This window comes from Bradyrhizobium elkanii USDA 76 (genome assembly GCF_023278185.1).
Classification (GTDB): Bacteria; Pseudomonadota; Alphaproteobacteria; order Rhizobiales; family Xanthobacteraceae; genus Bradyrhizobium; species Bradyrhizobium elkanii.
Genome location: NZ_CP066356.1, coordinates 4,904,897 through 4,921,446, shown reverse-complemented (window position 1 = coordinate 4,921,446; position 16,550 = coordinate 4,904,897). Strand labels below are relative to the sequence as shown.

Genomic DNA, 16,550 nt, shown 5'->3' with positions numbered 1-16,550 from the left:
CGCTCTCTCGAGCGTTGCAGACCAACAATTTGCCGGCGACGTTTGAGTTCCGTCTAGCAACGGACGCCGTCTGGCATCCGCGGAGATCTCAAAGGAGCGGGACTGGAGCTCAGAATCCCGCGACGCTGCCGTGCAGGTCGTATTGGTCGGAGCGCTCGATCTTCGCGGTGACGATCTCGCCGATCTTGAGCGGGCGGCGGCTGGTGAGGTAGACGGCGCCGTCGATCTCCGGCGCGTCGGCCTTTGACCGGCCCTTCGCCACCGTCGGACCGACCTCGTCGATGATGACCTGCTGACGGGTGCCGACCTTGCGCTTCAGGCGCCTCGCCGAAATCTTCTGCTGGCGGGCCATCAGCGCATTCCAGCGCTCCTGCTTGACCTCGTCGGGCACAGCATTGGGAATCGCGTTCGACGTGGCGCCGGCGACCGGCTCGTATTTGAAGCAGCCGAGGCGGTCGATCCCGGCTTCATCGAGCCAGTCCAGCAGATAGGCGAAATCGGAATCGGTCTCGCCGGGGAAGCCGACGATGAAGGTCGAGCGCAGCGTCAGCTCGGGGCACTGCTCGCGCCATTTCTGGATCCGCGCCAGCGTCTTCTCCTGCGCGGCCGGGCGCTTCATCGCACGCAGCACATCGGGGCTCGCATGCTGGAACGGGATGTCGAGATAGGGCAGCACCTTGCCCTCGGTCATCAGGCCGATGACCTCGTCGACATGCGGGTAGGGGTAGACATATTGCAGCCGCACCCAGGCGCCGAGCTCGCCAAGCTCCTTGGCGAGATCGAAGAATTTTGCGCGGACGCCGCGGTCCTGCCACGGGCTCTCGGCGTATTTCAGGTCGACGCCATAGGCCGAGGTGTCCTGCGAGATGACGAGCAATTCCTTGACGCCGGCCTTCACCAGCTTCTCGGCCTCGCGCAGCACGTCATTGGCCGGCCGCGACACCAAATCGCCGCGCAGCTTCGGGATGATGCAGAAGCTGCAGCGGTTGTTGCAGCCTTCGGAAATTTTCAAGTAAGCGTAGTGCCGCGGCGTCAGCTTGACGCCCTGCGGCGGCACCAGGTCGATATGCGGGTTGTGCGCCGGCGGCAACGCGCGGTGCACGGCGTCCAGCACGCTCTCATATTGCTGCGGCCCCGTGATCGAGAGCACGCCGGGATAGGCGCTCTCGATCTGCTCCGGCTCGGCGCCCATGCAGCCCGTGACGATGACCTTGCCGTTCTCGGCCATGGCCTCGCCGATCGCGGCGAGCGATTCCTGCTTGGCGCTGTCGAGGAAGCCGCAGGTGTTGACGATGACGATGTCGGCGCCGTCATGCTTGCGCGCCAGCTCATAGCCTTCCGCGCGCAGCCGGGTGATGATGCGCTCGGAATCGACCAGCGCCTTGGGGCAGCCCAAGGACACAAAGCTCACTTTCGGCGCCGCGGCTTCTTGCATATCTCTGAATCTGCCTGATGAATGGGCAGGAGCTAGTCCCAATTGCCGAGAATTACAACCCTTTCCCGGGGCTTCCGGCATGATAAGGATGCGTCTGCCGGGCCTTAAGAGTTGTCGATGAGCGCTGAATCATCTCCCAAGATCGTCATAGTCGACGAGAGCCCGATCCGAGCGGCCATCCTGGAGGAGGGACTGCGGGAGGCCGGCTATACGGATGTCGTGCATATCAGCGAGATGCAGAGCCTGCTCTCGCGAATCTATGCGCTCGACCCCGAGATCATCGTCATCGACCTCGAGAATCCCAGCCGCGACGTGCTGGAACAAATGTTCCAGGTCAGCCGTGCCGTCCGCCGGCCGATCGCGATGTTCGTCGACCAGAGCGACGCCGCCTCGATCCAGGCCTCGGTCGAGGCGGGCGTCTCCGCCTACATCGTCGACGGCCTTAAGAAGGAGCGGATGAAACCGATCCTCGATCTCTGCGTCTCCCGCTTCAATGCCTTCTCCAAGCTGCAGGACGAGCTCGATCGCACCAAGCACGCGCTGGAGGAGCGCAAGGTGATCGACCGCGCCAAGGGCATCCTGATGAAGGTCAAGGGGCTGACCGAGGAGGAGGCCTATGTGTTGATGCGCTCGACCGCGATGCGCGAGAAAAAGAAGATCGGCGAGATCGCGCAATCGATCCTGACGGCGTCGGAGCTCCTGAAATGACCACACCTTTGCACATCGGGTTCATTCCGCTGGTCGACGCTGCCGCGCTGATCGTTGCCGTCGACAAGGGATTCGCCGCGGCCGAAGGCCTCGACGTCACGCTGGTGCGGGAAGTGTCGTGGTCGAACGTCCGCGACAAGCTCAATATCGGCCTGTTCGACGCCGCTCATCTGCTGGCGCCGGTGGCGATCGCCTCGAGCCTCGGGCTCGGTCACGTCAAGGTGCCGATCGCGGCGCCGTTCAATCTCGGGCTCAACGGCAATGCCATCACGGTCTCGCCGGCGCTGCACGCCGCGCTGATGGAAGAGATCGACGGCGACCGCTTCGATCCGATGGCAACCGCACAGGCGCTCGCCCGCGTGGTGGCAAAGCGGCGGAAGAGCGGGGCGGAGCCGCTGACCTTCGGCATGACCTTCCCGTTCTCGACCCACAATTACCAGTTGCGGTTCTGGATGGCCGCCGGCGGCGTCGATCCCGACGAGGACGTCCAGCTCGTGGTGCTGCCGCCGCCCTACATGGTCGACAGTCTCGCCAACGGCCATGTCGACGCGTTCTGCGTCGGCGCGCCCTGGAATTCGATCGCGGTCGATCTCGGCATCGGCCACATCCTGCACTTCGTCTCCGACATCCTGCTCAGCGCGGTAGAAAAAGTACTTGCTCTGCGGCAGAGCTGGTCGGAGACGCATCCCGATGTCGTGGCGGCACTGGTGCGCGCACATCTGCGCGCCGTGGAGTTCATCGAGCGGCCCGAGAACCGGTCCGAGGTGGCGCGCATCCTGGCGCAGCCCGAGCGGATCGGTGTCGATGCCAGCGTCATCCAGCGCACGCTCGATGGCCACCTGAAGATCTCGCCCGACGGCACCATGCGCGAGAGCAATCGCTATCTGCTGGTCGGGCGCGAGGCGGCGGCGCGGCCTGATCCGGGACAGGCGGCCTGGCTCTATGCGCAGATGGTTCGCTGGGGCCAGACGCCGTACCGGCCGGAGGCGCTGAAAACCGCCATGGCCGTGTTCAGGCCCGATCTCTACGACGCCGCATCGGGTCGCCCGGTTGGAGCCTCCAGTGCCATCGGGGCGTTCGCCGGCCCGCCGTTCGACCCGAGCGACGTTCCGGGGCATCTGGCGGCGTTCAAGATCGGGCGCTGGAAGGCCTGAGAGCGACGCAGCGGCCGCCTCGGGCTACTGTGCATGGGGTTGTTTTCGAGATTTTGGTTATTGCGGGCCGGTGCGGGTTCCCGATGCCTCGAATTGCAGCGAATAGGATTCTCGGCCGAGTACGCGAGAAGGAATATTCCTCTCGGAACCGTGTTCCCGAAGGCGGCGGCATCGCTATTTTTGCCGCCCGCTTGAATCCGCCCGCGAACGATATTCCATATGCCCGAGAATGGGGCGTTGGAGATCGACCATGCGCGAGCTATCGGCGGAGGCCCGCCTGCACCTTTACGCGCGAAACATTTCACGGAAGACGGGGACCGGAATTCACACGGCGGCGCTCTACAGCGCCTTTGCGGTGATCGCGGCCATCGTGTTCGGCACGTTGTCCGTCCACCCGTTCTAGGCGCTTCGGAACATTCAAAAGCCGCCGCCTGATATCCGCAGGCGGCGGCTTTGTGTTGGGTGGATGCTGGCAGCTCAGTAGCCGTAACCGTAGCCGCCGCCGCAGGTGTTGCAGGTCGGCTGAACCGGCGCATAGTAGGAATAGCCCGGCGAGACCATCTGCACGCGCTCCTGGGTGGCGTATTGCGGCGGGATGCGCTCATAGGCGACGCCTTCGGGCGCGACCATCACCGTCTTCGGCACCATCACGGTGCGATACTGTGGCGGCGTGCGATGCGCGACGACGCGGCCCGGCGCCACCATCACGGTCTCCTGCACCGTGCGATATTGCGGCGGCACGCTCTGCACCTGATAGCAGGTCGTGCACGGCTGCGGCGGCGGCGTATAGCAGCTGTAGCAGCCGGCGGATGCCGCGCTGGCGAAGGCGGCGGTAGCAACCGCGGCGATGGCGAGGGAGAGGCTGGTGCGGAACATGCTTTCGTACCCAATTTCCTAAGAGGACAATCAAAGGCTCGGAAGCTGCACCTAGCAATCAAAACGGCAAGTTTGGGTTTAAGAAGACTCTTAACGGAATCTAAAAGGGCCGGCGCGGCGGCCGGCCCTTTTTTGATCGGCGCGATCGCGGCTCAGTGTGCGGTCTTGAACGGCGCAACGGTGATGCCTGCCTGCTTCAGCGCCTCACGCAGGCCCCGCGCGATCTCGACGGCACCGCGGGTGTCGCCGTGGATGCAGACGGTATCGGTCTGCATCTTGATCACCTTGCCGGTGACCGAGACGACCGCGCCGTCCTGCACCATCCGCACCACACGGTCGGCAATCGCCTTGGGATCGTGCAGCACCGCGCCGGGCTTCTTGCGCGACACCAGGTTGCCATCGTCCTCATAGGCGCGATCGGCGAACACCTCATGCGCCATGCGCAGATTGGCAGCCTCGCCGGCACGCACAAGTTTCGAATTCGCCAGCACCACGAACACGAGGCTCGGGTCGACCGCCTTGATCGCATTGGCGATCGCCCTTGCGGTCATGTCGTCCTCGCAGGCGACGTTGGAAATCGCGCCGTGGGCCTTCACGTGGGTGACCTTGTGGCCCGCCGCGGTCGCGATCGCCTGCAGGGCGCCGATCTGGTAGGCGATCAGGTTCTCGATCTCCGAGGACGTCAGTCCCGGCATCGGCCGGCGGCCGAAGCCGTGCAGGTCGCGATAGCCGGGATGGGCGCCGACGCTGACGCCGCGCGCCTTCGCCAGCTCGACCGTCCTGCGCATGATGTCGGCGTCGCCGGCATGAAAGCCGCAGGCGACGTTGACCGAGGTCGCAAGCTCGATCATCGCGGCATCATTGCCCATTTCCCAGGGGCCAAAGCTTTCGCCGAGATCGCAATTAAGGTCGATGGTTGAGGTCATGACGATCGATCCGTCTGTTGTTCGTATTGATTCAGGGTAGCGCAACTTGCCAGGTCGACACATCGACGGCGTTGACGGCCTGACCCGCGACATTCGCATCCCGCAGCGCCTCGATGTTGAGACCAAAATCCTCGATGCCGCGGAGGCGGTCGGGCAGGGAACGCAGCAGCTCGTGGAACTTGATCGCCTCGGCCTGCGCTTCTGCCATCGTCACCGCCTTGAAGCGGAACGGCCGGCCGGCCGAGATCTGCGCGAAGCGGCCGAAATCGGCCGTGATCACGGTCGCGATCTTCGGATAGCCGCCGCTGGTGCCGCGGTCCGGCATCAGCACGATCGGCTGGCCGTTGCCGGGCACCTGGATGCTGCCGTTCACGGTGCCGTCGGAGACGATGTTGTGGCCGTCGAGATGCTTGATGACGGGACCTTCGAGGCGATAGCCCATGCGGTCGCTGGTCGCCGAGATATTCCACTCGCTGTCGACCAACAGCTTCTTGTTGTCCTCGGCGAACTCGTCGTCCTGCGGGCCGAACACGATGCGGATCGGCGCATCGGTCGCGGCCGGCAATTCGATGCGGCGTTCGAGCGCGCCGCTCGCAGCCTGCGTCTTCAACTCGTCGCCGCTTTGCAGCGGCCGCGGGTAGGGGCTGCCGAGCCCGGCGCGGGCGTTGACGGCGAGGCTGCCGAACATCGGCTCGCCTTCGATGCCGTGCTCGATCGCGAGATAGCTGAACGAGCCGCCGCGGGCAAAGCCAAGAGTGAGCGTCTCACCTTCGGCGAGCGTCGCCGAGCTGTCGAACGCGACCGGCCGGCCGCCGATATCCGCATTGCGCGACGCGCCGGCAAGGGCGACGCGCACCGCGCCGCCGCGTGCGGTGAAGCTGGCGCCGAACGGGCCGATCTCCACCGCGGCGGCGAACAGGTCATTGCCGACCAGCGCGTTGGCGGCCGCCAGCGAAAGCCGGTCCATCGCTCCGCTCGGCACGAGACCGTAGCGCTGCGAGCCCGGACGCCCGCCGTCCTGCACCGAGCTTGCCGGGCCGATCGAGGTGACGACGAGCTTGCTCATGGCGTCACCAGTTCAGCGACGAGCTCGCCGGCCTCGGCGGCGCGGTCCTGCTCGGCGAAGGTCTTGGCGTCGACCGCCGTGAAGGTGATGGCGTCGCCCGGCTCCAGCAGGAAGGTCGGATCGCGATGCAATTGGTAGGTTCGAACCGGGGTGCGGCCGAGCAGGTGCCAGCCGCTCGGGCCGGCCAGGCATTGCACGCCGGTCTGGATGCCGCCGATTGAAATGGTGCCGGCCGGGGTCAGAAGCCGCGGATCCTTGCGCCGGGGCATGTGCAGGAACCTCTCCAGTCCGCTGAGATAGGACCAGCCGGGCGTGAAGCCGATCATGGCGACGCGATAGTCGCCGGCGACATGGCGCGCCACGATCTGGTCGGGCGTGGTTTGGAGCGCCTTCGCGACATCCTCGAGATCGATGCCGTGCTCGCCGCCATAGGTCACCGGGATGCGCCAGCGCCGCGTGCCGGTCTCGGTCGGCGGCGCCTTGGCGGCGCGTGCCAGCAGTTGCGCGCCCAGCGCATCAAAGCTGATCTGGACGGGATCGTAATGCACCAGCAGCGACCGGTAGGTCGGCACGGTCTCGGTGATGCCGGCGATCGGCTCGGCAGATATCACGCGGTCGAGCGCCAGCACCCGCCGGTTGGCGGCGTCATCGATGGTGCGGCTGAATTCTACCGTGATGGCGCTGTCGCCACTCGGCAAAAGGCGGGGAGGACTTAAGGGTTCGGCCATTGGGTCAAGCGCTGTCGTCAACCATCAAGCTAGCGTGTTTCGCGACAAAACGGAATTCGCTTCGTGCAAAATGATGCAGCAACTTCAATAAATTAATCGGCATGCCGGCGATAAATCTGGATGATCGCAGGTTTTTCGCGCAGCCCTTGACGCAAGGCCTTTGCCCGGCAACATGCGCCGGTCTTTTCCTCCATCGGAGCACTCTTTCCAGATGTCACTGTCCGCCGAAGCGATCGCGACGCTGTCGCATGTGTCCACCGCCACCATCACCACCGTCCTGCTCAAGAAGGGCCTGCGCAACATCTGGATGCGCGGCACCAAGCCGCTGAAGCCGGGGCAGAAGCGGCTGGTCGGACCGGCCTTCACGCTGCGCTTCGTGCCGGCCCGTGAGGATCTGGCGACGCCGGAATCCTGGTCGTCGCCGATCTCGACCCGCACCGCGATCGAGGCGATGCCGGCGGGCTGCATTGCCGTGGTCGACGCCATGGGCATCACCGACGCCGGCATTTTCGGTGACATCCTCTGCGCCCGCATGGTCAAGCGCGGGGTGACGGCGCTCATCACCGACGGCGTGGTGCGCGACGTCGAGGGCGTGCTCGGCACCGGCCTGCCGGTGTGGTGCGACGGTTACGCGGCTCCGCCGTCGGTCGCAGGCCTGACCTTCGTCGGCTGGGGCGAACCGATCGGCTGCGGCGGCGTTGCCGTATTCCCGAACGACGTGGTGGTGGCCGACCAGGACGGCGCGGTGCTCATCCCGCAGGCGTTCCTCGATCACGTGCTGGCCGAGGGGCCGGAGCAGGAACGGATGGAAGCCTGGATCGTCAACGAGGTGAACAATGGCGCCCAGCTGCCCGGCCTGTATCCGATGAATGCCGAGACCAAGGCGCGCTACGCCGCAAGCAAGAAATAACGTCAAGAAAGGGAGGTAACCCCATGGACATCCACGTTTCCGGCTCGCGGCCGACCCGCCGCGCGCCGAAGGAGAATTTTACCGGCACCGTGTTGCAGGACCCGATCAACATGGCGCCTGCGCCGGCGCGGCTGAACGCCTCGCGCGTGTCGTTCGAGCCCGGCGCACGCACCGCCTGGCACACCCATCCGCTCGGACAGACGCTGTATGTGATCTCCGGCATCGGGCGCGTGCAGGCCAAGGGCGGCCCGATCAGGGAGATTCGTCCCGGCGACGTCGTCTGGATTCCGCCGAACGAGAAGCACTGGCACGGGGCCTCGCCGGACAACAGCATGACCCACATCGCCATGCAGGAGGCGCTTGATGGCGTCTATTCGACCTGGATGGAGCACGTCACCGACGAGGAATACAACGGCAAGGTCGGCTGAAGCGTCGTAGCAGTTCGTAAGATGAAAGCCCCGCTCATCGGGCGGGGCTTTTGATTTTTGAGACCGTAGCCCGGATGGAGCGAAGCGCAATCCAGGGCGGTCTCACGCGCGGTGGGAATCCCGGATTTCGCGGAGCCTGTCATCGGGCGCGCATTCGCGCGACCCGTTGGCTTCATCCGGGCAACGAATTCCGGCCGATCAATTCACCCGCGTCCAGGTCTGGCCGCCGCAGAACATGCCGCCGAACGCGCAGCCCTGGACGCGCAGCGTGTCCGGGCTCTTCATCGCGATGGTGGAATCGTAGGTGCTGCCGCTATTCGGATCGAAGATGCGGCCGCTCCATTTGTCCTTGGCCGGCTTCATGTTGATCAGAACCTGTTCGCCGTTGGCGTTCGATTTCTTGTCGACGGCGTAGCCGCAGAGATTGGCGCCGCATTGCTCGATGCGGATTTTGCCTTCCTTCTCCTCGGTGAGCCAGACGCCGAGTGGCGAGTTCGCTGCTTGCACGGGATTGGCAAGCGGCTTGGGCGCCGGAGCGCTCGGCGCGGCGGCACCAACGGTTGGAGCGCTGGTGGGCTTTGCAGCCGGCGCAGCAGTTTGCTGGACGGCTGGCGGCGCGGGCGGCGGCGGTGTGGTCGCTGCTGTAGCTGAAGGCGGCGTGGCCGCAACACCCGTGCTGGCCGGCTCTGTCGTTGTTGCGGCAGGCGCCGGCGGGACGGCGGCCTGATCAACGGCCGGCGGAGCGGGTGGAGCAGCCGCCGCGGGCGCGCTGGGCGGTGCGGCCTGGGAATTCGTCTTAGTGTCCGTATTGGCTTCCTTCGGAGCCTTGCGCTTCTGCTCGGTGTCCTCGCGTTTGGCGCGCTTGGTGCCGCGGCCGGTATTGTCGTAGACGCCGGGGATCGAAACCGTGCCGCGATCGGGATCGATGCGAATGGTGCGGCCGCCGTAATCGAATGTGTACTGCGCCTGCGCTGCGGCCGTGCTCGCGAGCACGAGCGTGGCGATCGCCAGAAGCTTTCTCATCTCGACCTCCGGTGAAGGAACTCCGTTCGCAAGGCTATCCGGTGACCACCCTGTTGAACGTGTCCCAGATCACGGTCAGAACATGAGTCGTATCCTTGCGGCTTAGGTTCAAATCGCTGGGTTGCGGTCTGGTTTCAAGCCGCGCGCTTCAAATCATGCGCGGTGACGCAGGCTATTCGAACCACGCGGCGTAGATCTTCGCGTAGCTGCCATCTTCGCGCGCGATGTGAAGCCATTGGTCGACGAACGCCTTCAATGCGACGTCGCGCTGCATCCAGTAGGCCTTTTCCGCGAAGTCGAACGGCGTGTCGGGATGCACGGCGCACAGCACGCCGGGATGCAGCTTCTGCTGATAGCGCGTCTCGGACGCATCGGTCATCATCAGGTCGGCGTCGCCCTTTGCGATCTCGTCGAAGATCTTGGTGTTGTCGTTGAAGACCCGGATCGCGGCGGCTTTCACATGGGCGCGCGCGAAGCGCTCATTGGTGCCGCCGGGATTCACGATGACGCGGGTGCCCGGTTTGTCGATCTCGGCGATCGTCTCAAACTTGCCCTTGTCGGCACAGCGCGCGATCGGCGTCTTGCCCTCGCGCATGATCGGCGTCGAGAACAGACCCTTCTTCTGCCGATCGAAGGTGATGGAGACGCCGCCCATCGCGATGTCGAAATCGTCGGCCTCGAAATCCCTGGTCATCTGCGGCCACGATGTCGGTACGAACTCAACCTTGACGCCGAGCGCCTTGCCGAGTGACTGCGCCATGTCGACATCGAAGCCGCGGAAGGCCTTGGTCTCCTTGTCGAGGTAGGTGAAGGGCAAATAGTCGCCGGTCATGCCGACACGCAGGATGCCGCGCTTGACGATCTCATCGAGCCGGGACGGCGCCTGCTGCGCCTGTGCGGTGGACAGAAGCAAGGCGAAGGCGAGGCCGGCCAGCGCGCGAAACATCGAGGTCTTCTCCATCCGCATCGTGTTGCGATGCCCGTAGGGCACGTATCGCGTCTCAGGCCTCGTTGTTGTCCTTGCTCGCCTGATAGACGGTCGCAGTGCGGCTGAGCATCTCGTGCTTGAAATACTCGAAACGCCGCCGCGCTTCGGCCTCACGATCGTCGACGAATTTGATCGCGGCGTCCCGCTCCATCGGGCCGCTGACGAGTGGGGTCGATGCCTCGCCGACGGTCTCGTCGACATAATATTGGGCGCCGTCCTGGCGCACCGTCCAGCGGAAGCGCAGCGCGGCCATCGGGCCTGGGCCGGACTTCGAATAGCCATTGGCCTCGATCGATTGGGGCGGGGGCTGGATCGGCTCAGGCTCCGGCGCGCTGGGCTCGGGTTCATTTAACTCGGCCTCACTCGTCTCAGCCTGTTCGACCGGGGTGGGCTCCTCGATCGCTGCAGGCTCGACCACCGCCGGTTCGGCGGGCGCGACCTCAACGGACACCGTCTTGATGGACACGGTCTCGACGGTAACGATTTCGACGGATGACGGCAGGGGCGGCGGCATCGCTATCGAAACCGGCGGCTCCGCTGCGGGCTCAGCTGGCTTGTCCGCCGTCTTGTCTGTCGATTTGGCGGTCTCGGGAGGTGTGGTCGTCTGGTCGAGAATGCTCGCGATTGCGGCCAGCGCATTGTCGGTCGGGTCATTCACGGTTTGGTCTCCCAGGCTGACGGCGCGCGGAATCGTGCCGACACCCTTCCTATCTACCTGATCTGACTATCCTTTGTCAGCCCCAGCGGTTCTGGCGCGCGTTCCTGGCGCGAAGTGGGGCCCCGCTTCGCTTGAAAGCGCTGCTAGGCGCAAACCGGCGGACGCCGGTCCTTCCAGGGGCGGACCTGTTCGAGCTGGCCGGCCAGACGGAACAGCAGTCCTTCCTCGCCGAGCTTGGCCGCGAACATCATGCCGAGCGGCAGACCGGCCTTGTTCCAGGCCAGCGGCACCGACATCGCCGGCTGTCCGGACATGTTGAACATCGAGGTGCCCGGCATGTAGCGGCGCAGCACCGGCGCGATGTGGCCGAGGTCCTCGGACATCGTGTTCAGCTCGCCGAGGCGGAGCGGCGGCGCGCACAGCGTCGGGCTGAGGAATATGTCGCAACCTTCGAAGAAGGTCGCGAGCGCGCGCGAGATCTGGAACGCTGCAAGCTGCGCGGCCACGTAGTCGGCCGGGTTCATCTTGGTCGCATTCTGGGCGCTGGCGAGCGTGAGCCGCTCGACATCGTCCGACGTCAGGGTGCGCCCGACGCGCTGCTCGAGCAGACGGATCGTCAGCGCCGTGTTGCCGCCGACGATGGTCGTCATGACCGCGGCGGGATCGGCCGCAAGCGGCGGCGCGCGCTCCTCGACATGATGGCCGAGGCCTGCGAGCAGCTTCGCCACGTCGCGCACCGCCGCGGCGATCTCGGGATCAATGGCATCGCCATAGGGCGACTTGTCGGTGAAGCTGATGCGCAAATGACCGGGGTCGCGGCCGACTTCCTGCGAGAACGGTCGCTCCGGCGGCGGCGCGACATAGAGGCTCGACGGCTCAGCGCCGTGGATCGCATCCATCATGACCGCGCTGTCGCGGACGCTGATGCTGAGCACATGGCCGACCGAGAAGCCGCCCCAGCCTTCGCCGCGATCGGGCCCGCAGGGGTTGCGGGCACGCGTCGGCTTCATGCCGAACACGCCGGAGGCGGAGGCGGGGATCCGGATCGACCCGCCGCCGTCGCTGGCATGCGCGACGGGCAGGATGCGGGCCGCGACCGCAGCCCCAGCGCCGCCGGACGAGCCGCCGGAGGAATGGTCGAGATTCCAGGGATTGCGGGTGGGGCCGAACAGGCGGGATTCCGTCGTCGGCATCAGCCCGAATTCCGGGCTCGAGCTCTTGCCGAAGATTGCAAGCCCGGCATCGAGAAAGCGCTGGGCCAGCGTGCCGTTGTGATCAGCGACGAAGTCCTTCAGCAGGCTGGCACCCGACGTGGTGCGTGTGCCCTCGAGCAGATCGAGGTCCTTCAGCAGGAACGGCACGCCGGTGAAGGGACCGTCAGGCAACCCCTTGGCGATCTGGCGCTCGGCGTAGTCGTAATGCTTGACGACGACCGCGTTGATCTTGGGATCGACGGCGGCGGTGCGCGCGATCGCCTCGTCGAGCAGCTCCTTCGCCGTCACGTCCTTGTTGCGGACGAGCTCGGCGAGACCGACCGCATCGTAGTTGCCGAATTCCTTGAAAGCCATGTGGGTACTCCGCATCGCCGGGCCGATCCTTTCGGATCGGCCGCGGCGCAAACGAGGAAGGCTGAAAGCTCAGCCGAGGACGTCCTGGTTGATCACATTCTGGCGCAGCGGACTGCCATCCAGCACGCTCAGGATATTGCGTGCGGTCTGCTCGCTCATGCGATCGACGGCCTCGACCGTGACGCCGGCGACGTGCGGCGCCATGATCACGTTGGGCAAAGCGTGCAGGGGCTGGCCGACCGGCGGCGGCTCGACCTCGAACACGTCGAGGCCGGCGCCGGCGAGCTTGCCTGACACCAGCGCGTCGTGCAGCGCCTTTTCGTCGACGATGCCGCCGCGGGCAGTGTTGATGAGATAGGCGGTCGGCTTCATCAGCCTGATCCGCGCGGCGTTGAACAGCCCGACCGTTTCGGGATTCTTCGGGCAATGGATCGTGACGAAATCCGCCCGCGGCAGCGCCGCTTCGAGGCTCGGCACCGCCTCGCAGCCGGCCGCGGTGATCTCGCCGGCGGGCTTGTAGGGGTCGTAGACCAGCACGTTCATTTCCATGGCGAGGCAGCGCTTGGCGGTGCGGGTGCCGATGCGGCCGAAGCCCACGATCAGCACCGTCTTGCCGTAGAGATCGAACGGCAGCACCCCGAGCCGGCTCGCCCAGGTGCCGTCCTTGACCATCGTGTGCATTTCCTGCGCGCGCTTGGCCAGCGTCAGCATCATGAACAAGGCTTGTTCGGCGACCGACGGCGAGTTCGCGGTGCCTGCGACCATCAGCGGCACCTTGCGGCGGGACAGCGCCGGAACATCGACGGCGTCATAGCCGACACCGATCCGGGTCACCACCATCATGCCCTTGGACGCCTCCAGCTCCGCCTCGCCGAAGCGGGTTGCGCCGAGCGCCACGCCATGGACCGGCGCATGCTGCTCGAGCATGGTCTGAAAGTCCTTGGCGGAGATCAGGTTGGGAAATTCGATGAGTTCTACGTCGTCCCGCTCGTTGAGGAGCACCCGTGCCCCCGGTGACAGAGTCTGGGTAATAAAGATCTTCTTCTTGTTGGTGGCCATTTCCTGCCCTTGAGGTTTCTTGTGCGCCGTCAAAGGACGGCGCCGGTCACCTCGTTTAGCAAATGCATATTGTTGAGGTCCACAGCCAATCGGAGCGGGCTGCCATCCTGCGCTCCGGCATTGGGATTAACCCGGCCGCAGACCTGGGTGCCCTCGAGCGTGAAATAGACCAGGGTCTCCATTCCCATCGGCTCGGTGACGTCGAGCGTCGCGTCGAACGGCTCGACGCCCGGCTCGGCATGCGGCCGCGCCTCCATGACGTGCTCGGGCCGGATGCCCAGCAACAGCTTGTCGGTGCGGGAGAGAGCCTGGTAGCGGGCGGCGCGTGCCGGCGGCAGCGCGAAAGCGAGGCGATCGGTCAGCCGCACATTGAGCTTGCCGCCGGTGTCCTCGAGCCGACAGGGCACGAAGTTCATCGCGGGCGAGCCGATGAAGCTTGCGACGAACCGGGTCGCCGGCTTGTGGTAGAGTTCGTTGGGCGTGCCGATCTGCTCGATCCTGCCGTGGTTCATCACCACCACGCGGTCGGCGAGCGTCATCGCCTCGACCTGGTCGTGGGTGACGTAGACGGTCGTGGTGCGGACCTTCTGATGCACCTTCTTGATCTCGATCCGCATCTGCACGCGCAGCTTGGCGTCGAGGTTGGACAGCGGTTCGTCGAACAGGAACACCTTCGGATTGCGCACGATCGCCCGTCCCATCGCGACACGCTGGCGCTGGCCGCCGGAGAGCTGCTTCGGCTTGCGGTCGATCAGATCGGTGATGTCGAGCATGCGGGCGGCCTCGGTGACCCGGCTCTTGATCTCCGCCTTGGGATAGTGCTTCAGCCGCAGACCGAACGACATGTTCTCGGCAACGGTCATATGCGGATAGAGCGCATAGTTCTGGAACACCATCGCGATGTCGCGGTCCTTCGGCGGCACGTCGTTGACGACGTCGCCGCCGATCATGATGTCGCCGTCGGAAATGTCCTCGAGGCCGGCGATCATCCGCAGCGTCGTCGACTTGCCGCAGCCGCTCGGCCCGACCAGCACCACGAACTCATGGTCGGCGATATCAAGGTCGATGCCGCGCACCGCCTCGACCTCATCGTAGCGCTTCACAACCTTCCGCAAACTGACATCAGCCATAAGTTCAACCCTTTGTCGCACCGGCGGTCAGGCCGGCAATGTAGTAGTCCATCAGGAAGGCGTAGATGATCAGCGGCGGCGCGGCGCCGAGCAGGGCGCCGGTCATGATCTGTCCCCAGTTGAAGACGTCACCCTTGATCAGGGTCGTGATGATGCCGACCGGCAGCACCAGCTGATCGGTCGATGTCGTGAACACCAGCGGATAGAGGAACTGGGCCCAGGAGACGGTGAAGGCAAAGATCGTGGCCGCGATCAGGCCGGGCAGGGCGACCGGGATGAAGATCCGGGTCAGCGTCTGGAACCAGCTCGCGCCGTCGATGATCGCGGCCTCGTCGAGCTCCTTCGGGATCGAGGCGAAATAGCCGATCATGATCCAGGTGCAGAACGGCACCGTCAGCGTCGGGTAGATGAACAGCAGCACGTACCAGCGATTGACGAGCTGGATGCCAGTCCAGTCGCCGAACACGGCGAACATCTTGAACAGCGGAATGAACAGCAGGCTGTCCGGAATGAGATAGGTGAGGAACACGCCGGTCGCGAGCGTCGCCGAGCCCCAGAATTTCATCCGAGCCAGCGCAAAGGCCGCCGGCACGCTGATCAGCATCGTGATGGTGACCACGATGATCGAGACCCAGGCCGAGTTCCAGAAGAAGCGCAGGAACTGGTTCGAGGTCAGGAGCTCGATGTAGTTGCTGAGTGTCGGGTGATAGACCCACCACGGATTGGTCGCGGCCGAGATCTCGGCGCTGCTCTTCAGCGAGGTGATCAGCATGTAGATCGGCGGCGTCAGCGAGAAGATCGCGAACAGCACCAGGAAGAAATAGGACCAGCGTAGCGCCCAGGCGCGGTCGCGGCTCATGCTGCCGTACTTGACCTTGCGGTTCGGTCCGGACTTGTCGATCGTCAGCGAGCTCATCAGGCTTCGTTCCCGCGTTTGGTGATGTCGCGCAGGATGAAGATCGCCGCGACCGCGAGGATCGGCACCATGAACAGCGAAACGCTGGCGCCGAGCGGCACATCGCTGCCCTCGATGCCGACGCGGAACGCCCAGGTGGCGAAGATATGGGTGTGGTCGAGCGGCCCGCCCGCGGTCAGGATGCGCACGATGTCGAAATTGGCGAAGGTCACGATCAGCGAGAACAGCGTCGTGATCGCGATGATGTTGCGCATCATCGGCAGGGTCACGTACCAGATCCGCTGCCACCAATTGGCGCCGTCGATCGCGGCCGCCTCATAAAGCTGGTCGGGTACCGATTTCAACGCCGCCAGATACATGATCATGAAGAATGGCGCGCCATACCAGACGTTGACCAGGATCACCGAGAAGCGCGCCCACATCGCATCGCCGGTCCACGGGATCGGCCCGATGCCGAAGAAGGAAAGCGTGTAGTTGAAGGCGCTGTAGGAGGGGTCGAACAGCCAGAGCCATGCCAGCGTGCTCATCGCCGGCGGGATCACCCACGGCACCAGCAGCATGCCGCGCCACTTGCGCTGCTTGTTGGCGGGGACGTTGTGCACGAAATGCGCGACGATGAAGCCGATCAGGGCTTTGAAGATCACCGCCGAGATCGCGAAAATGCAGGATTGCTTGACCACCAGCCAGAAGGTGTCGCGCTTGAACAGGAACTCGAAATTGCCGAACCCGACGAACTTCGTCATCGCCTTGTTCAGCGTCGCGAGGTGCAAGGAGTAGAGGGCCGGGTAGAGGACCAGGATCGCGATCAGGAGGATCAGCGGCAAGGTCATCAGGAACGCGGCCATCGACTTGCGCCGCAGCGCGTTGCGCAGGCCGGCGCGCCTTCGTCCCGTCTGGGCAGCGGCTGCGCGGTTGGATTGGAATGCGACATCAACCATAACGCAGGTCCCTCGCGCGGGTTGGTTGCACAGCTCGCC

At 65.0% G+C, this 16,550-nt stretch carries 18 protein-coding genes; 5 read left to right on the top strand and 13 right to left on the bottom strand.

The features are described from left to right. Nucleotides 1-109: 109 nt before the first annotated feature. On the bottom strand, nt 110-1,435 hold the full coding sequence (gene rimO, locus JEY66_RS24005; protein WP_018271618.1) for a 30S ribosomal protein S12 methylthiotransferase RimO: 1,326 nt from the start codon (nt 1,433-1,435) through the stop codon (nt 110-112). A 117-nt stretch (nt 1,436-1,552) separates the two neighbouring features. Between rimO and JEY66_RS24000 the strand changes: the two genes are divergently transcribed. The 3 genes from JEY66_RS24000 (at nt 1,553) to JEY66_RS23990 (ending at nt 3,700) form a co-directional block, all read left to right on the top strand. Further along, the gene (locus JEY66_RS24000; RefSeq protein WP_018271619.1) at nt 1,553-2,143 is read left to right on the top strand and encodes an ANTAR domain-containing response regulator; all 591 of its coding nucleotides are present in this window, start codon (nt 1,553-1,555) and stop codon (nt 2,141-2,143) included. Next, nucleotides 2,140-3,297, top strand: a complete 1,158-nt coding sequence (locus JEY66_RS23995; RefSeq protein ID WP_018271620.1) for a CmpA/NrtA family ABC transporter substrate-binding protein — start codon at nt 2,140-2,142, stop codon at nt 3,295-3,297. Before JEY66_RS24000 ends, JEY66_RS23995 begins: the two co-directional genes overlap by 4 nt. 250 nt (nt 3,298-3,547) lie before the next feature. Further along, the gene (locus JEY66_RS23990) at nt 3,548-3,700 is read left to right on the top strand and encodes a hypothetical protein (RefSeq protein ID WP_018271621.1); all 153 of its coding nucleotides are present in this window, start codon (nt 3,548-3,550) and stop codon (nt 3,698-3,700) included. A gap of 74 nt (nt 3,701-3,774) precedes the next feature. Here JEY66_RS23990 and JEY66_RS23985 read toward each other — a convergent pair whose 3' ends face one another. The 4 genes from JEY66_RS23985 to pxpB all read right to left on the bottom strand — a co-directional run bounded on the left by JEY66_RS23985 (nt 3,775) and on the right by pxpB (nt 6,893). Continuing rightward, a complete protein-coding gene (locus JEY66_RS23985) occupies nt 3,775-4,173 on the bottom strand; it encodes a hypothetical protein (RefSeq protein ID WP_018271622.1) in 399 nt (132 codons plus the stop codon). Nucleotides 4,174-4,325: 152 nt separating this feature from the next. Then, nucleotides 4,326-5,099, bottom strand: coding sequence for a LamB/YcsF family protein (locus JEY66_RS23980; RefSeq protein ID WP_018271623.1), 774 nt, complete (start codon nt 5,097-5,099; stop codon nt 4,326-4,328). 31 nt (nt 5,100-5,130) lie between these two features. Beyond that, nucleotides 5,131-6,165 (bottom strand): 5-oxoprolinase subunit C family protein, encoded by a 1,035-nt coding sequence (locus JEY66_RS23975; protein WP_018271624.1) that lies wholly within the window; start codon nt 6,163-6,165, stop codon nt 5,131-5,133. Further along, a complete protein-coding gene (pxpB, locus tag JEY66_RS23970) occupies nt 6,162-6,893 on the bottom strand; it encodes a 5-oxoprolinase subunit PxpB (RefSeq protein ID WP_026192761.1) in 732 nt (243 codons plus the stop codon). Before pxpB ends, JEY66_RS23975 begins: the two co-directional genes overlap by 4 nt. Nucleotides 6,894-7,104: 211 nt before the next feature. On the opposite strand from pxpB, the gene JEY66_RS23965 reads away from it, so the two are divergent. Continuing rightward, the gene (locus tag JEY66_RS23965) at nt 7,105-7,803 is read left to right on the top strand and encodes a ribonuclease activity regulator RraA (protein ID WP_018271626.1); all 699 of its coding nucleotides are present in this window, start codon (nt 7,105-7,107) and stop codon (nt 7,801-7,803) included. 23 nt (nt 7,804-7,826) lie between these two features. Next, nucleotides 7,827-8,231, top strand: coding sequence for a (R)-mandelonitrile lyase (locus JEY66_RS23960; protein ID WP_016847553.1), 405 nt, complete (start codon nt 7,827-7,829; stop codon nt 8,229-8,231). A gap of 198 nt (nt 8,232-8,429) precedes the next feature. On the opposite strand, the gene JEY66_RS23955 is transcribed toward JEY66_RS23960, so the two are convergent. From JEY66_RS23955 to JEY66_RS23920, 8 genes are all read right to left on the bottom strand, one after another. Next, entirely contained in the window at nt 8,430-9,254 is an 825-nt protein-coding gene (locus JEY66_RS23955; RefSeq protein ID WP_018271627.1) for a DUF2147 domain-containing protein, read from the bottom strand. Nucleotides 9,255-9,426: 172 nt separating this feature from the next. Further along, complete coding sequence (locus JEY66_RS23950; RefSeq protein ID WP_370143907.1) at nt 9,427-10,200, bottom strand: transporter substrate-binding domain-containing protein; 774 nt, start codon at nt 10,198-10,200, stop codon at nt 9,427-9,429. A 55-nt stretch (nt 10,201-10,255) separates the two neighbouring features. Further along, nucleotides 10,256-10,900, bottom strand: coding sequence for a hypothetical protein (locus tag JEY66_RS23945; protein WP_018271629.1), 645 nt, complete (start codon nt 10,898-10,900; stop codon nt 10,256-10,258). Nucleotides 10,901-11,043: 143 nt separating this feature from the next. Then, entirely contained in the window at nt 11,044-12,468 is a 1,425-nt protein-coding gene (locus JEY66_RS23940; protein WP_018271630.1) for an amidase, read from the bottom strand. A 69-nt stretch (nt 12,469-12,537) separates the two neighbouring features. Next, nucleotides 12,538-13,527, bottom strand: coding sequence for a hydroxyacid dehydrogenase (locus JEY66_RS23935; RefSeq protein ID WP_016847557.1), 990 nt, complete (start codon nt 13,525-13,527; stop codon nt 12,538-12,540). A 29-nt stretch (nt 13,528-13,556) separates the two neighbouring features. Then, nucleotides 13,557-14,657, bottom strand: coding sequence for an ABC transporter ATP-binding protein (locus tag JEY66_RS23930; RefSeq protein ID WP_018271631.1), 1,101 nt, complete (start codon nt 14,655-14,657; stop codon nt 13,557-13,559). Nucleotides 14,658-14,661: 4 nt separating this feature from the next. Then, nucleotides 14,662-15,573: a carbohydrate ABC transporter permease gene (locus JEY66_RS23925; protein WP_018271632.1), complete on the bottom strand. Its 912-nt coding sequence runs from the start codon at nt 15,571-15,573 to the stop codon at nt 14,662-14,664. Beyond that, complete coding sequence (locus JEY66_RS23920) at nt 15,573-16,511, bottom strand: carbohydrate ABC transporter permease (protein ID WP_016847560.1); 939 nt, start codon at nt 16,509-16,511, stop codon at nt 15,573-15,575. The genes JEY66_RS23925 and JEY66_RS23920 overlap by 1 nt, the downstream gene beginning before the upstream one ends. Nucleotides 16,512-16,550: the final 39 nt, after the last annotated feature.

Bases quoted from the DNA above. Each gene is read 5' to 3' on its own strand.
- JEY66_RS23995 (WP_018271620.1), top strand. From the start codon at position 2,140: ATGACCACACCTTTGCACATCGGGTTCATTCCGCTGGTCGACGCTGCC.
- rimO (WP_018271618.1), bottom strand. From the start codon at position 1,435: ATGCAAGAAGCCGCGGCGCCGAAAGTGAGCTTTGTGTCCTTGGGCTGC.
- JEY66_RS23935 (WP_016847557.1), bottom strand. From the start codon at position 13,527: ATGGCCACCAACAAGAAGAAGATCTTTATTACCCAGACTCTGTCACCG.
- JEY66_RS23925 (WP_018271632.1), bottom strand. From the start codon at position 15,573: ATGAGCTCGCTGACGATCGACAAGTCCGGACCGAACCGCAAGGTCAAG.
- pxpB (WP_026192761.1), bottom strand. From the start codon at position 6,893: ATGGCCGAACCCTTAAGTCCTCCCCGCCTTTTGCCGAGTGGCGACAGC.
- JEY66_RS23940 (WP_018271630.1), bottom strand. From the start codon at position 12,468: ATGGCTTTCAAGGAATTCGGCAACTACGATGCGGTCGGTCTCGCCGAG.
- JEY66_RS23975 (WP_018271624.1), bottom strand. From the start codon at position 6,165: ATGAGCAAGCTCGTCGTCACCTCGATCGGCCCGGCAAGCTCGGTGCAG.
- JEY66_RS23980 (WP_018271623.1), bottom strand. From the start codon at position 5,099: ATGACCTCAACCATCGACCTTAATTGCGATCTCGGCGAAAGCTTTGGC.
- JEY66_RS23955 (WP_018271627.1), bottom strand. From the start codon at position 9,254: ATGAGAAAGCTTCTGGCGATCGCCACGCTCGTGCTCGCGAGCACGGCC.
- JEY66_RS23930 (WP_018271631.1), bottom strand. From the start codon at position 14,657: ATGGCTGATGTCAGTTTGCGGAAGGTTGTGAAGCGCTACGATGAGGTC.
- JEY66_RS23990 (WP_018271621.1), top strand. From the start codon at position 3,548: ATGCGCGAGCTATCGGCGGAGGCCCGCCTGCACCTTTACGCGCGAAAC.
- JEY66_RS23960 (WP_016847553.1), top strand. From the start codon at position 7,827: ATGGACATCCACGTTTCCGGCTCGCGGCCGACCCGCCGCGCGCCGAAG.
- JEY66_RS23950 (WP_370143907.1), bottom strand. From the start codon at position 10,200: ATGTTTCGCGCGCTGGCCGGCCTCGCCTTCGCCTTGCTTCTGTCCACC.
- JEY66_RS23965 (WP_018271626.1), top strand. From the start codon at position 7,105: ATGTCACTGTCCGCCGAAGCGATCGCGACGCTGTCGCATGTGTCCACC.
- JEY66_RS24000 (WP_018271619.1), top strand. From the start codon at position 1,553: ATGAGCGCTGAATCATCTCCCAAGATCGTCATAGTCGACGAGAGCCCG.
- JEY66_RS23985 (WP_018271622.1), bottom strand. From the start codon at position 4,173: ATGTTCCGCACCAGCCTCTCCCTCGCCATCGCCGCGGTTGCTACCGCC.
- JEY66_RS23920 (WP_016847560.1), bottom strand. From the start codon at position 16,511: ATGGTTGATGTCGCATTCCAATCCAACCGCGCAGCCGCTGCCCAGACG.